At 41.1% G+C, this 15,076-nt stretch carries 16 protein-coding genes; 9 read left to right on the top strand and 7 right to left on the bottom strand.

All coding sequences use genetic code 11. The features are described from left to right. Positions 1-19: 19 nt before the first annotated feature. The 5 genes from folK to CWD77_RS14105 form a co-directional block, all read right to left on the bottom strand. Entirely contained in the window at positions 20-505 is a 486-nt protein-coding gene (folK, locus tag CWD77_RS14125) for a 2-amino-4-hydroxy-6-hydroxymethyldihydropteridine diphosphokinase (RefSeq protein ID WP_101074233.1), read from the bottom strand. Next, positions 493-873, bottom strand: coding sequence for a dihydroneopterin aldolase (gene folB / locus CWD77_RS14120; protein WP_101074232.1), 381 nt, complete (start codon positions 871-873; stop codon positions 493-495). The genes folK and folB overlap by 13 nt, the downstream gene beginning before the upstream one ends. Positions 874-920: 47 nt before the next feature. Next, complete coding sequence (gene dnaA / locus CWD77_RS14115) at positions 921-2,366, bottom strand: chromosomal replication initiator protein DnaA (RefSeq protein WP_101074231.1); 1,446 nt, start codon at positions 2,364-2,366, stop codon at positions 921-923. Positions 2,367-2,749: 383 nt separating this feature from the next. Further along, the gene (gene prmC / locus CWD77_RS14110; protein WP_101074230.1) at positions 2,750-3,619 is read right to left on the bottom strand and encodes a peptide chain release factor N(5)-glutamine methyltransferase; all 870 of its coding nucleotides are present in this window, start codon (positions 3,617-3,619) and stop codon (positions 2,750-2,752) included. Between the two features lie 6 nt (positions 3,620-3,625). After that, the gene (locus CWD77_RS14105; protein WP_101074229.1) at positions 3,626-4,018 is read right to left on the bottom strand and encodes a hypothetical protein; all 393 of its coding nucleotides are present in this window, start codon (positions 4,016-4,018) and stop codon (positions 3,626-3,628) included. A 198-nt stretch (positions 4,019-4,216) separates the two neighbouring features. Between CWD77_RS14105 and CWD77_RS14100 the strand changes: the two genes are divergently transcribed. Beyond that, entirely contained in the window at positions 4,217-5,089 is an 873-nt protein-coding gene (locus CWD77_RS14100; RefSeq protein WP_101074228.1) for a hypothetical protein, read from the top strand. Here CWD77_RS14100 and CWD77_RS14095 read toward each other — a convergent pair. Then, the gene (locus CWD77_RS14095) at positions 5,067-5,753 is read right to left on the bottom strand and encodes an HAD family hydrolase (protein WP_101074227.1); all 687 of its coding nucleotides are present in this window, start codon (positions 5,751-5,753) and stop codon (positions 5,067-5,069) included. The genes CWD77_RS14100 and CWD77_RS14095 overlap by 23 nt on opposite strands. Before the next feature lie 71 nt (positions 5,754-5,824). Here CWD77_RS14095 and eno point away from each other — a divergent pair, with 71 nt between their 5' ends. The 5 genes from eno (at position 5,825) to CWD77_RS14070 (ending at position 11,495) form a co-directional block, all read left to right on the top strand. After that, positions 5,825-7,111: a phosphopyruvate hydratase gene (eno, locus tag CWD77_RS14090; protein ID WP_101074226.1), complete on the top strand. Its 1,287-nt coding sequence runs from the start codon at positions 5,825-5,827 to the stop codon at positions 7,109-7,111. A gap of 308 nt (positions 7,112-7,419) precedes the next feature. Continuing rightward, positions 7,420-8,955 (top strand): trehalase family glycosidase, encoded by a 1,536-nt coding sequence (locus CWD77_RS14085; protein WP_101074225.1) that lies wholly within the window; start codon positions 7,420-7,422, stop codon positions 8,953-8,955. Positions 8,956-9,034: 79 nt separating this feature from the next. After that, positions 9,035-10,165 carry a DNA replication/repair protein RecF gene (gene recF / locus CWD77_RS14080; protein WP_101074224.1) on the top strand — a complete coding sequence of 377 codons (1,131 nt, stop codon included), beginning with the start codon at positions 9,035-9,037 and terminating at the stop codon, positions 10,163-10,165. Between the two features lie 6 nt (positions 10,166-10,171). Continuing rightward, on the top strand, positions 10,172-10,468 hold the full coding sequence (locus CWD77_RS14075) for a DciA family protein (protein ID WP_101074223.1): 297 nt from the start codon (positions 10,172-10,174) through the stop codon (positions 10,466-10,468). A gap of 22 nt (positions 10,469-10,490) precedes the next feature. Next, entirely contained in the window at positions 10,491-11,495 is a 1,005-nt protein-coding gene (locus CWD77_RS14070) for a CdaR family protein (RefSeq protein ID WP_101074222.1), read from the top strand. Positions 11,496-11,517: 22 nt separating this feature from the next. Here CWD77_RS14070 and CWD77_RS14065 read toward each other — a convergent pair whose 3' ends face one another. Next, a complete protein-coding gene (locus tag CWD77_RS14065; RefSeq protein ID WP_101074221.1) occupies positions 11,518-12,768 on the bottom strand; it encodes a 4-hydroxy-3-methylbut-2-enyl diphosphate reductase in 1,251 nt (416 codons plus the stop codon). Between the two features lie 162 nt (positions 12,769-12,930). On the opposite strand from CWD77_RS14065, the gene CWD77_RS14060 reads away from it, so the two are divergent. The 3 genes from CWD77_RS14060 to CWD77_RS14050 all read left to right on the top strand — a co-directional run bounded on the left by CWD77_RS14060 (position 12,931) and on the right by CWD77_RS14050 (position 15,066). Then, positions 12,931-13,401, top strand: coding sequence for a hypothetical protein (locus CWD77_RS14060; protein ID WP_101074220.1), 471 nt, complete (start codon positions 12,931-12,933; stop codon positions 13,399-13,401). A 13-nt stretch (positions 13,402-13,414) separates the two neighbouring features. Continuing rightward, the gene (locus CWD77_RS14055; RefSeq protein WP_101074219.1) at positions 13,415-13,807 is read left to right on the top strand and encodes a hypothetical protein; all 393 of its coding nucleotides are present in this window, start codon (positions 13,415-13,417) and stop codon (positions 13,805-13,807) included. A 794-nt stretch (positions 13,808-14,601) separates the two neighbouring features. Next, a complete protein-coding gene (locus tag CWD77_RS14050; protein WP_101074218.1) occupies positions 14,602-15,066 on the top strand; it encodes a hypothetical protein in 465 nt (154 codons plus the stop codon). Positions 15,067-15,076 lie beyond the last annotated feature (10 nt).

Raw genomic sequence — 15,076 nt, 5'->3', positions numbered from 1 at the left:
TGCTAAATCCTTGTCGTAGTTACCAGCTGATGTCGGTTTTTTCAATCTCCATTCGGGGCGCCTTATGAGCCAATTGTTGAATTGGGATGCCACTTTGCGGGTCAACCCAATCCGGATCAATTTCGATCATGGGTAAAAGAACAAAAAGGCGCTTTTGATATTCCGGATGTGGAATAATAAGGGTATCATCATCAATCACCAAGTTTCCATACCGAATGATGTCCAAATCCAGGACTCTGGGTCCCCACCTCTCTGTCTGCGTTCGTCCGGCCTCTTTCTCGAAGGCCTTCAATTTTTTCAAGAGCACTTTGGGTGCAAAATCTGTAGTTATCTTTACTGCACTGTTAAAAAAAGGGTATTTAGCCGGACCAACCGGTTCCGACTCCCAGATGGAGGCTTTTTCAACGGGTGTGCCAGAGATCGATTCTAAAAATGTTGAAGCAGATTTGAAACTTTGTAGGCGGTCTCCCAGGTTTGCACCTACAGCAATGATTACCGTTTCCATGTCATTGTGATTTGAGCGTACTCTGCCGGTGTATCGATTGGCGGATTCAATTTCCGAACGGTAACGTTTAACTCAGTAACGAATTCAGTTTTACTGAAAAGCTCTTCCCCGATCTCGTAACAGAGTGTCTCAATCAGTTTTTTGGAAGGACCATGAATGACTTTTGCAGCTGTCTTTTCTGCAAGGGAGTAATCGAAGGTTTTGTGGAGTTCTTCGTTTTTGATAGAATTTTTGAAATACCCTTTGGCCGTGACGTCTACTTCAAACTGATTTCCTTTTACCCTCTCAATCTCTGCATGCCCGTGCTTTCCATGAAATTGAATCGACTTTATTGTAATAACATCTTGGGTGGCTGAAGATTTTTGCATAAAAACTGTAGGAAATCAAGTGGTGAAAAACGGCGGGAGCAGTAATATCAAAGGCTGGCAACTTCAATCTTTTGTTCAAGTTCGCTGATGATACGCTTGTGCTTCGGGCTTGTGGAGAGCCTCTCCTCTACCGTAGAGATCGCGTGAATAACCGTTGAATGGTCACGTCCGCCAAATTGCAGTCCGATCGTTTTAAGGCTCGATTTGGTGTATTTCTTGGAAAGAAACATTGCGATTTGTCGCGCCTCAACAATTTCCTGTTTACGGGTTTTTTCACGAACCTTGTTGGTGTCTATTCCAAAATGTTCGCACACATAATTTTGAATGGATTCAATAGAGATCTGAGTGTGTGAACTCTTCACCATGTCTTTGAGAACATTCTTTGCCAGCGTGAGGTCGATCTCATCAACATGTTTGAGGGAGGCCGTTGCCAGAAGTTTTATTATGGCACCTTCGAGATCCCTGACATTCGATTTAAAGTTGTGAGCGATAAATTCCAGAATATTTGGATCGAGAGTGATCCCATTGTCATTGGCTTTACGTTCCAGAATCGCAAACCGGGTTTCATATTCAGGTATTTGAAGGTCTGCACTTAACCCCCAGCTAAACCGGGAAATCAGGCGATCTTCAATGTCTGGAATATCTTTTGGAGCACGATCACTACTTAAAATAATCTGTTTTCCATCCTGATGGAGTGCGTTGAAGATGTGAAAAAACTCTTCCTGTGTTTTCTCTTTACCGCTAAAAAATTGAATGTCATCTACAATTAAAACATCAATATTCCGGTAAAATGTAGTGAATTCACTGGCGCGATTGTTTCGGATTGCCTGAACAAATTCGTTTGTGAACGTTTCTGATGAGACGTACATCACGGCAAAATCGTCTCCAAAATCCTGCTTGATCTTATTGCCAATACTTTGAATCAGATGAGTTTTTCCCAGGCCGGTGCCACCATAAACAAACAATGGGTTGAATGAATTTTTCCCCGGATTTTCAGAAATTGCCATGGCCGCAGATCGAGCCAGTCGGTTGCAGTCCCCTTCAATATATCGTTCAAAAACGTAGTTGCTGTTCAGGTTCGACTCGATATTTGCTTTCTTGATGCCCGGTATTACAAACGGGTTTTCAATTTTGCCTGGGTGATAATCTGAAAATGTATTAACCTGTTGAGGATTATTTGGAGGACTTGGGCGCTGCGGAAGCATAACTGATCGATTGTCTTCCATCCGGTCAGATTTTTCAACCAGAACGGAGTATTCCAATTTACCCTCTCTTCCGAGAACCTTTGCGATAGTAGACCGCAACATATTATAATAGTGCTCTTCCAGCCATTCATACCAAAATTGACTGGGTACTTGTATGGTTAGAGTGTCATTTTCAAGCTTAACAGGATTGATCGGTTCAAACCAGGATTTGTACTTCTGGTAACTAATATTATCCTGAATAATTTCTAAACATTCACTCCAAGCACTTTCTGCGGTAAGTGTATCCAACGTTAACAACCTCCGGGTACCTTAAAATTTTTTAATAGTGAGCAGTTATCCACAAAGAGAAGAGAGACTGCTGTAATAGCTGAAAGGAAAATGTGAATTTATTACCCTGAAATCAAAAAAATCTTACACGGTTTTCCCAAAGTTATCCACATTCTTATAAATACCATAAATTACTGAATGCCAAACAATTAAGTATTTTTTAAACAAATTACCAAATTCCGCTTGACACCGCTTAACAATTGCATAACGCAAATTTAGTATAAAGGAAACTTTGATTAACCCGAATAAAAAACTTTTCCACAAGTTATCCACATTGTGTGCGATCTATAAGTGGCTTGCAGTGGAAATAGTTGAAAAGAGTGGAAAAACCGTTTGAGTGAGTGTCAGTTACGTGGATTTATGGCTACTACAAAGCGTTCATTTTCATCATAGTCTTGAAGAAGCTCTGCGCTTTCATAAAATGAGAGTGTAGTGTCTTTGATGTCCGCAGCAAACTTATTGTTACACTCTAAAAAAAGTGTTGCCCCGGCTTTGGCAGAAAATTCACTTATTTTTTTATAGAGATGAAGGGGAGAGTTGTGAAAAAGGGCAAGTTCCGGCTCAAATTCAAGAACCTGTGGGTCGATCTCCTCTTTTTCGGGATGGGTGATATATGGAGGATTAGAAACGACGATATCCCAATGTTGATTGGTGAATGTGGGTTCACCGGATATTGAGTTTAAATCGGCCCGCAGAAATTCAACATCCACCTGATTGAACTCTGCATTACTATTGGCAACTTCTAAAGCTTCGGATGAAATATCCACGCCTGTACAGCTCCACTCAGGACGAGCCTTTTTAATGGCAATGGGAATACAACCGCTTCCCGTACCAATATCCAGTAGAGATAGGTTTCTGTTTTTAGGAAATCGATTCAGGATGATTTCGACCAACTGTTCTGTTTCTGTTCTGGGAATCAGAACATGTTGATTCACTTGAATGGTACAGTTTAAAAAATCTGTACTTCCTGTGATGTACTGTAGAGGTTCATGCGAGCCTCTGCGTTTTACCAATGGCCGAAGTTGATCAAGTTCGGAAGGTGAGAGTGGACGATCAAAATTTAAGTAAAGGTCCAGGCGGTTGATTTCAAGGACATGGGCCAGCAGCCATTCAACACTAAGTCTTGGGTTCTGAATCTTTTTTTCTTCAAAATAGTCCGTGGCCCACTCCAGCATTGAAAGGACCGTCCAGACTTTTTCGGAATTACTGCTCATGAAGGGTTAATCTTCTTCCTCTTCGGAAGCCGGAGATGCCACCTCTTCTTGCAATGAAAGTCCAAATCGTTTAGAGAAATCCATGATGAAGTCTATGACGTCAGATTCTGCACTCTTCTCCTCAGATAGTGAGCTGCCACGAAATCCCATTCGCCCGCCAGACTTTTTAAGCTCAACTCGCGTATGGTCGTCGTTGCATTCCAGGATGGCAGTGAGCGTAATGGTGGCGTTGATCTGTTTTTCATATTGCTCATAAACAGCTACATAAATTTCATCATTATTAGCTGAAGAGTTGTATTTGTATAGATACTTCGGTTCTAAAGCTTCGAAAAGTTTAGAGGGTATCCTTCTAAGAGTCTTGTTTGGACCGTAGACCAAGTATTTTGTGACTGTACTCATAATCACCTAGCTGGTTGAATTATCGTATGAAAAAGAGAAATTTCTGCCTGAATAAAAGCCTAAATACAACAATAATCAAATACGGTTTTATAAAAGAAGCATCTTTCAATAAAATTATTGACCTTGGCTTATTGTTGAATGCAATGGATTTGATGTTAAAAGCGTTACGCAATAAACTTATTCAGAATTATCCTTGATATGAACAAACGATACTATTTACTGCAAACCGGCTTTCTATCACTCATTTTAACACTATTTTTACTCCCCGAAGCAAAAGCTCAAATTCAAGAACCTGAAGTTGTAGAAGTACCCAGAGACCTTATAACTCTCTCGGATGAGTATAGTTCCGGGTTTGGAATAAGTGTCAACATGAACAATTTTGGATTTGGACTGGGTGGCGAATATCGGAAAGTTGTTGCTCCCCAATCTGAAATTATATTCAAATTGGGTTTTACCGGGCTGCGTGATGAAAGCGAACAAACGTTTACTGATTTCTTTTTTGGGCAACAAATTGTACCCAATAAATTTCAAAGAGGATTGGCATTTCCACTAATGGCCGGATTCAGACAGAGGATATTCCCGGATATTATTCAGGAAAATTACCGCTTTTTTGTAAGTGCCTCAGCAGGACCGGTTGCCGCATTTACCTATCCCTATTTTGATGACAGTAATGGGAATGGTTATCGCGAAACAGGAAACGAATATCAATTTTTTGAAGATAACGGAGAGCTGTTTGTACGATTTGCCCAGCCCGAGCGGGTAAATGATGTATTTTCCGGAATGGGAGACGGTGACTGGCACTGGGGTGCTGCCGGAGAGTTGAAAATTGGTGTAGATATTGGCAGTAATTTCTCCCGCCTGAACAGTATTGAGTTTGGTTACTACTTCTACTATTTCGCGGATGGCATTCAAATGATGCAGCCCAACCAACCGGTTATTCAAGAGAGAACCGGTCCAAACCAAAGCCCGTATGTTTGGGAAAATGGTCAGCTGGTTGTAGAAGAATTTTTTGAACCGCAAAAATTCTTTGGCACACCGCAAATTACTTTCACTTTTGGTTGGTTGTGGTAAATTTGGGCATCCACTTGTCAGGTTCTTCCAAAGAATCGAGGATTAAGTCAGGTTTGTGATCTGTTAACTGATCAAAACTAAAACTCCCGGTTGTAACTGCGATGACCCGGGCACCAAAATGTCGTGCGCAACGAATATCGTTAGGGGTATCGCCGATGATAATAAAATCTTCAGCGCGGGCAGTTCTTTTAAAAACATCCTGATATTCAAGTTTTGCCAGTTTTGGCAAATGAATTCTATCGTGATGATTACAACCGTACCCTCCAAACAAAAACGTTCCTTCCAAACCAATAGCTTCCACCTTGGCTTGTGCCACTTCTCTGTAGTTCCCCGTACAAAGTCCAATATGCAGGTCGTGTTTTTGGGCAAATTCAATCATGCCAAAAATACCATCTATTGCTTCAACGTCAGTAGCTGATAAGTTCTCAGTCATTAAAGAGATATATCTGGAAGAGATGGAATCATAAAGATCATCGGTTTGAGAGTGCTCCAAAATAAGCTCAGAAAATATATCCCGATCTGTTCGCCCTGCAAAAGATCGATTTTTTAAAGAAACTGAAGTGAGTTTAAACTCCTTTAATATTTGATGTATAACTTCATGTAGGAATTTTTTTCTCACATGAAGAAGTGTGCCGTCTATATCGAACAGAAGAATAGGTTTCATCGTTATATTTCTAGATGAATAGATTTAGCATTAACTTAAACATACATATAAACTAACCGAAAAAATCGATTATGAGTTTAATTGAAGATATCCACGCAAGACAAATTTTAGATTCACGTGGCAACCCAACTGTTGAGGTTGATGTGGTATTGTCGAGTGGAATAATGGGAAGAGCAGCAGTTCCGTCAGGAGCTTCAACAGGTGAACACGAAGCTGTAGAACTGCGTGACGGAGATGAAAAATACTTTTTAGGAAAGAGTGTAATGCAGGCCGTTGAAAATGTAAACGACGAGATTGCTGATGAGCTGATTGGATACCCGGTTTACTTACAAACCGAAATTGATCAACTCATGATTCAGCTTGACGGTACACCGAATAAGTCGAACCTGGGTGCAAATGCTATTTTGGGCGTATCGATGGCTGTGGCAAAAGCAGCTGCAGAAGTTACCGGGCTTCCGCTTTGGAGATATTTGGGAGGAGTGAACTCGAAAGTACTTCCTCTCCCTATGATGAATATTATTAACGGCGGATCACACGCAGACAACAATGTGGACCCTCAGGAATTTATGATTATGCCATCCGGGGCAGATTCTTACAGCAAGGCTGTTCAGATGGGAGCAGAGATCTTTCATAACCTGAAAAAGGTTCTTTCTTCGAAAGGATATAATACTTCCGTAGGCGACGAAGGTGGATTCGCACCGAATCTGAAATCGAATGAGGAAGCTGTTGAGGTAATCCTTACAGCCATTGAAAAAGCGGGATATACTCCGGGCGATGATGTATTGATCGCATTAGACCCTGCATCTTCTGAGTTTTATAATACAGAAACAGGACTCTATGAATTTAAGTGGAGCGACGGTTCAACTCGTGATGCCGATGCAATGGTTGAATACTGGGCCGACTGGGTGGAAAAATATCCGATCATCTCTATCGAAGATGGAATGTATGAAGATGATTGGGACGGCTGGAAAACCATGACGGACGCTTTAGGAGACAAGGTTCAGCTTGTGGGCGATGACCTGTTTGTTACAAATACCGAAAGACTGGCAAAAGGCATTAAACAAGGAGTTGCAAATTCTATTCTCATTAAAGTGAACCAGATCGGGACATTAACCGAAACTCTGGATGCCATTGAAATGGCTCATAAAAACGGATATACGGCGGTGATTTCTCACAGATCGGGTGAAACGGAGGATACAACGATTGCTGATATCGCAGTAGCCACCAATGCCGGACAGATTAAGACCGGTTCAATGAGCCGTACGGATCGTATTGCAAAGTATAATCAACTATTCCGTATCGAAGAGGAGTTGGGTGAAAGTGCAATCTTTTTAGGTAGAGATGTTTTTGGGCTTTAAACCACTTTTTGTGAGTTGATTAATTTTATAAAGGGACAGGTTAACTGTCCCTTTTTTTTATTCCCCATCTTTTTATTCAACACTGAGGCTGATTAAAATCTGCTAATCTCAAAATCAGCTTTTAAAAAACCGATTCTGTACAGTACATTTTCAGAATGTGTGTTCTCCCAAATACTTGGGCTTCAATTTAAAAACTCTTTTTGCATTTAAGACAGGGCTAACGTCGAACTTGCAACAGATATCATTTACAAAGTGCTGAAACAGTACGAGGGCTTAAAACGGACGGTAATTTGAATCGAACTTTAATAATGGATCCACAGATTAAACGCATACAACTTGCAGGCGAGCTATTTGAGGCTGTACAGAAGAAAGGCATTTTTTCTGATTGTAAGCAATTTGTGGATATGATTCCTAAAGATGATCCGGAACGAATTTTACGATTATGGGAAAAGCTCAAGGATGAACCCATTTTTGACCTGAAAACTTTTATCCTGACATATTTTGAACAACCGGAAGAGTTTCATCAGGTATTGGACATTAAGCGGAAAAAAGTTACAAAAGAGCATATTCAGTTCCTTTGGAGTGAACTTTTCAGAAAGCCCGATAAAGCGGTATCGGAGTTTGATTCACTTATACCGCTGCCGCATCCATATGTGGTTTCCGGTGGCAGCTTCAGGGAAGTGTACTATTGGGACAGTTTCTTCATAGCTCAGGGATTACGTGCCGACGGGCATGAACACATGATCCTGAACATGGTGCGAAATTTTAATCATCTCATTAAAAAGTTCGGTTATATCCCGGCAGGGAACAGAGTTTATTTGACTGATCGCTCACAGCCGCCGTTCTATGTCCCGTTAGCTGATATGGCGATCAACCTTTATGGCGATGATTTGATCGCCGAAGTGCTTCCAGTCGCTGAACAGGAGTATGATTTTTGGATGGATAATTCTGATGTAAAGGGGAGTCGTTCTGTTCAACTGGAATTTGAAAAGAGGCAAGGCCCGGATGATGAAATAGTCGTTTCCAACCATAATTTGAACCGATATTGGTCGGAACGCATCGTTCCACGTCAAGAGTCCTGGAGTCGTGATCTGGATGCCGGGAAAAATCTGAATGGGTCCAATCAAAGTCTGTTTTTTAGAAACATTCGTGCAGCCAGTGAATCGGGCTGGGATTTTAGCAGTCGGTGGACCGAAAATGGAAATGGTATGGGATCGTTGGTTACCACGGATATTCTGCCCGTAGATCTTAATACTTTACTTTGGGTTATAGAGCGAAAGATTTCCAAGTGGAACTCAAAAGTGGGGAATGATGAAAAATCCCGTGAATTTGAGAAAAAGGCTTATCAGCGAAAGAAATCGATTTTTGAGTTGATGTGGAGTAATGCAGATGGCTTTTTCTTCGACTATAACTTTCAAAAGAAGGAACAAACAAACAGCTGGTCACTTGCTGCTCTTTATCCACTCTATTTTGGTATGGCAACAAAAGATCAGGCTGCAAAAGTTGCAGTGCACCTTGAAAGAAAGTTTCTGAAGAAAGGTGGGTTGGTTTCCTCCTTAAAAGAATCAGGTATGCAGTGGGACGCTCCGTATGGTTGGGCGCCAATGCAGTGGATGGCAGTTGTTGGATTAAAAAATTATGGCTTTGAAAGCTTATCGAACGAAATTAGCAGGCGATGGAGAGAGCTGAATGATCGTGTATTTCAGCAAACCGGAAAAATGGTTGAAAAATATAACGTTCTGGATCTCGATCAAGAAGATGGCGGTGGCGATTATCCGTTTCAGGATGGCTATGGCTGGACAAACGGGATTTATAGTGCGCTCGATGAAATGGCCGGTGATTGAAAGGTTCGATTTATCTTTCTGAGAGTGAACAATATTTCATGTATTTTGTTCTGCTGATGAAATTCATGAAGAAAAGAACATGCGAATAAATCGCCTCAAGCTACGATATTTTAGAAATCATATTGAGACAGAAGTCCGGTTTGCTCCGCACATCAACCTGATTACCGGTCAAAACGGGTCGGGTAAAACAAACTTGATCGATGCTATTCACTATCTCTGCATGAGCCGTAGTTTTGTAGCCTCAAGTGATATGTATGTGCCTCATCATGATGAAAAATATTTTATGATTGATGGAGATTTTGAAGGGGAAATTCGCTCATCCTTTAAAGTGAGCTGCAGTTACTCAAAGGGTGATGGCAAAAAGATTTTTGTGAACGACAGCCCATTGGATCGCCTCTCAGATTTGATTGGGATGGTTCCTGTAGTGGTGCTGAGTCCCGAGGATAAGAAACTGACCAGCGACGGACCTGCCGAACGCCGATCATTTCTGGATTCTTTGATCAGTCAGATTTCACCAAGGTATCTTCGTGATTTACTGAAATTCAGAAAAATCAGGAAGCAGCGTAATAAACTGCTTCAGGAGTTTCGCGGTTCTCTCTCGATGCTGCAAACCTACCTGGAGCCTTGGGATGAACAGCTCACAGAGATCGGGGCTTCTATCATTTATAAACGTTCTGAAGTGCTCAAGCAGTTTAAAAGGTACCTTGCCCTTCAGTACAGAACTATTTCGGAATTGAAATTGGAGCCATCCCTGCAGTATCAAACGATCTGTGAAGACCTGTCATCAGCAGAAAGTATTCAGAAAAAGTATCACGAACTGCTGGAAGACAATTTTGAGAAAGAAGCTGAACGTGAACAGACACTGATTGGCCCGCACCGTGATGAAGTGGTATTTTATCTGGATGATATGGAGCTTCGTAAATATGGTTCTCAGGGTCAGCACAGACTTTTTTCGATGGCACTAAAGATGGCACAGCTCTTTTATTACACAGACGAGCTGGATGACTTGCCGATCATGCTGCTGGATGATGTTTTTGGGAATTTAGATCAGCATAAAATTGATGTGATTACGGAAACACTGACGAAACACAGCGGACAAACGTTTATAACTTCAGCAACCGACCGGCCATTTACAGTTAGCCAGTTTGAAGGCGTGGAACAGAATGCATGGTTTACTGTTCAGGATGGTAATGTTTCAACAAAATTTTAAGTGATTATGGCATTTGGCAAAAAACCGGAATCGATAGAACATTTGCTGAAGAGTTTCTTGAAAAAAATTCCGCAAAAGACGGAGCTTCGCAGAGGTATGGTGCTTCATTTCTGGCCCGAGGTAGTGGGAGAGAAAATTAATGGTGTTACGAAAAATCTGAGGTTTGAGGGGGATAAGCTTTTTGTAAATGTTGAAAGTGATGTTTGGAGACACGAAATTCACGCTAACCGGTTTTCGATAGTTAAGCGGTTGAATGATAAAGTGGGCTCAAAAGTAGTTAAAGAAATAGTTGTGCGAGCTTAAATTAAATCTGCATATTTAGCATATGAATTTATGGAACTTCTTATCAGACCGTTTAAAGGTATTCTTCTCATCAAACGATGCAGAAGCTGAAGATCCGGACGAGCAAAATTTCTTTGCCCGCGAGAAGGTCATTGCATTCAGTATCGCGTTTGTTTTTGCACTTAGCCTTTGGTTTGTGGTGAATATGAACAGGGATTTCAATATCTCTGTTGAGGTGCCGATTGAGCTCGTAAATCTGCCTGATAACCTTGCCCTCCGCAGTGAAGTTCCGGATCATGCAACGGTAAATGTAACCGGAGAAGGCTGGAAATTGATTTCTCTCTACAGCAATCCTCCGATGGTGAACTTAAGTGCAGAGTCCGGACAAATTAATCTCTTTGAACAGATCCGTAATATGTCGGGTACATTTGCAGATTTGAACGTGATGCAGGTTGAACCCATCATGCTCACGATTGAAACAGAAGAAAAAGCGACAAAAAGAGTCCCGATTGTTCCCCGGTTCGATCTGAGTTTACAAAATCAATACGGATTAATAGGTGAGCCGGTGATCAGTCCGGATAGTGTAACTCTGACCGGTGCGGAATCGAGGTTAGAAGAGATTTCAGAGTGGGAAACAGAAGAGGTTTCTTTTAATAATGTGTCCAGAAGTTTGGAGCGCGAAGTACAGTTAAAACAACCCGAGGGCAACGTTTTGCTGGATGTTCAGGGAATTACGTTCCGTGCAGATGTCGCAGAGTTTACAGAAGCTGAAGTCAGGGTACCGGTGAGAACCCAAAATCTGCCATCCGGAAAAGCCGTTTCATTCAATCCGTCATCTATTACTGTTCGGTTTGATGTGCCTATTCATCAGTATTCAGATGTTCAGGGAGTACGTCCATTTGCAGCGTTTGTAAATTATGAGGATATGGAACAGGATAATACGGGATACATCATACCACAAGTGGAAAAAATTACGGATGATTTTGATGTCCGTCTAAGAAGCTTCCAGCCTCAGCGTGTCTCCTACTTTAATATTATTCCGGATTAAGAGCGGGTCTTAAAAAAGGTGATCATCCTTCCGTAATCAACTTCTCTTCAAAAGGTCGAATCACCTCTTCCACGTCTTTTGTATCATCAAACAGAGATAGAACCTTTAGCATCACTTCATCTACCAGTACATCCGGACAGGAAGCACCTGAAGTGAGTGCAATTTTTAAGTTATCCTGATCTTTAGGAAGCCAATTTGTTGTCTCTTTCATCTCTTTTTCCCACTGATTGAAGTGGTGGGTTTTTTCCGATGAATCGAACTCTTCGGCATCACGAATATGATAGGTTGGGCAGTGATGTTCCAGGATTTCCACCAAGTGCATGGTATTGGATGAGTTGTAACCGCCAACAACAATAGCAATGTCCGGCTTGGCATCAGCCAGCGCGTAGGTGGCTGACTGATTTTCGTTGGTAGCATAGCAGAGCGTGTCGGATGTGTCGGCAAAGTGATTGGCCACATTTTCTTCTCCAAATCTCTCTTTGGAAGCTTTTTTCAAAATCTCCATCACCTGCTGAGTTTCGGTAGCGAGCATCGTGGTTTGATTGATCACCCCAAAAAACTCTAGATCTTTCAGCGGATTGAACCCATCCGTGCTCTTATGGCCAAAATATTTCTCAAAATCTTCGATCGGGCGTTTTTCGGTCATGATGTCGGCCAGGATCTGTGCCTCTTCCGGGTTCAGTACAACTACGGTTGGAGAATGATCGGCGCTGTGTGAAAAGGTTGCGCGTGTTTCTTCGTGGAGATGCTTTCCGTGTACCACCAGGCTGTATCCCTTCTTTCCAAGCTGATTCCCCCGTTTCCAAACTTTCTCAACAAACGGGCAGGTTGTGTTGTACTGATAGGGATCAATACCCTTGGCCTTTAGCTTCTCACCAATTTCAATCGTGGTTCCGAATGCGGGCACAATCACAACATCATCTTCTGAGAGATCCTCAATCGGAATTCGAACCGATCCGTCCGTATCAAACAGAAATTTAACACCGCGTTTTTGCAGATCTTCATTCACCGTAGGGTTGTGAATCATCTCGCTGAGCAGATAGATGTTTTTATCGGGATTTTCCTCAACCGTCCGGTAGGCGATGTCAATGGCGTTCTCCACGCCGTAGCAGAAACCGAAATGGCGGGGAATCAGAAAGGTAACCGGACCGAAATTCAGTTCTGTAGGGGCAAGGTCTTTCTTGCGCGGGTCGGTAATTTTATTTGCCTCTTTTACCTTCCGGATGATGGGCGATTTAAATATCGCGGGGATTTCAAACTCTTTACGGGCCATAGAATAAATTTGGTCTCAAAATTTCGTCAGAATCAAAAAGATACAAAGTTCATCAGAGAAACACGTGGCGGGATTATTTGATTCAGGTGTGTGTCACAATTCTAATGGAAAGAGTGAAAATTTTATCACATCATTTACCAAAAGAAATAAAAATAGAGTGTTATGGCAGAAATTAGGGTGAAGCAAAATGTAAGCCTTTTGTGGTGGTATTCAATTTTTATGGCTTTTTTAGGTACAGTTTTAATTGGAGGTCATGCATACTTTTATGCTGTAGGGCAATTGGAAAGTGATTGGTATCTCAGCTTTTTTCTGGGGGCATTGGCGCTTTTTACCGGTGCAGGCCATCTATTGGGGTTTTACAAACCAAAAATCACTGAGATTGTTGTCGATGATACCGGGATTAAATCCAATACTTCAGTTTGGGACAGTTCATTCACCTGGAAAAACTTTAAACATGTAGAGCTTCATAAAAACAAAATAGAAGTTCAATATGCAAAGACCGGACTAAAGAATAGTTTAGGGATTCCATGGATGATTCGTATTCATTCAGATAAAATGAAAAACCTCGAAAAAGCAATCTCTGATCGTTGCAGTAAGGAAAACGTGGAATTTGAATCTAAACTGAAAACATAAAAATCTGAAAGCTATGATGGACAAAACAAAATTAGTCCGCTTTATTGAGTCTGAATTAGATGGATTCAAATTAAAATTCCTTTTTAAGGATAAGAAGCTGCTTAATGAGGGCAAATTTGAGGAGTTTGCCCGGGCTATTTTAAAGCGTAGTAAAAAATCGTTCAGTGTTATGTTTGCTGTTGCTTTATGTTTTGTATCCATCGGTGTCCTTTATCAATCAAATCTGCTCGTTCCCGGATCTCCTTTGTGGATTGGATTATCATATATTTTTCTTGGTGTCTCATTTCTGGTTATTTCAACAAAAGAATATTATCAAGTTAGAGGGTCTATGACGCTGTTACTGTATCTGCTGGAAGCGGATGAAGAGCACGAGCCTCAAATCACTTCCGAACTTGAAACCGTTTGAAACCGTTTGTCAAAAATAAGGTGAAGAATAATGTTTGCAGTGGTTACGCCTCTATGAAGATCAGAAATCTAAATGTTGTACTCTGTTCGGCGTAATAATTTCCCAATCTTACACCTCAAGCTGACGCTTGGGCTACTATCTTCTCGTTTCTGCAGAGCTCAAAATATTGATTCATTTACTTAGCTACCGAAACATGAGTGCCGTTGGAATTAGTTTGGCTGTGATAGTCACCGGACTTAGTTTGCTGTAAGGTTAAAGAACATCCATGATTCTCAGTGGAACATATATTGTGATTTTGAAGATATCTTGCTAAACACACCCCTCAATCCCCTCTCTAGAGGGGAGGTGTTTATGTACAGCGCTAAATGATCGATGATTCTTTATAATTGGTTTTGAGCTCTGAAAGAGCGTTCGATCATAGCCCCGGGTGAAGCGCAGCATAACCCGGGGTAACAGTTCGAGTAAAATTCACCGCCGAACAGAGGGCGCTGGTAGAAAAATAGGAAAAAAATGAGGCGGTTCAACTCAGAGCAGGTTTAGAATATTAATGCGGGTAAATAGAAATATATCTTTCCTCAAGCCTTCAATCAGCCAATCCACGGTACAGTTTGAAACCGGGCATCAAAAAATAGCGCAAAGAATAGTATTTGCACCAGCAACGCCTCAACTTAGATTCGTGATATAAATTTACGCTCTATTCGGCTTTGTATTATCCCATTCTTACACCTGATTTTCTAATTGAAAGTGTAAATTTTTAATATCATTTTTCACAAAATAAATAAAAAGAAGAGGTTATGAATAGCCTAAGATTTACCGGTGATGATAAATACGCGAAAATTTATTACCTCATCATGATATTGCTCGGTTTGTTTGTATTGTCTGAAGTGGTTTACAATTATCAAGGCTTGGGTCTTGATATCGAATTATTTGCTGCCATCTTTTTAGGTGTTTACGCAGTGGTTGCAGGATCAAGCGTAATATTTGGAAATAAAAAACCTTTATCGGCAATAATTATTGATGATGAAAAAATCAGCTCTGAAAATCCTTTAGAAAGTTCATTTACGTGGGCGTACCTTGAAAAAGTAGAATTGGAGAAAAAAAAGATTAATCTTCAGTATGCAAAAACAGGGATCACAGGTTCAATGAAAATTCCATTCACATTACGGTTCAAAAATTTAGACCGGTTAAGTACAACTCTGTCTGAAACGTGCAATAGAAAAGAAATTGAATTTGTGAATAAATTGGACAAAAATAATTGAAAGGATACGG

The organism is Rhodohalobacter barkolensis (genome assembly GCF_002834295.1).
Taxonomy (GTDB): Bacteria; Bacteroidota; Rhodothermia; order Balneolales; family Balneolaceae; genus Rhodohalobacter; species Rhodohalobacter barkolensis.
The sequence above is the reverse complement of the archived record's forward strand: the minus strand, read 5'-3'. Positions and strand labels throughout refer to the sequence as shown.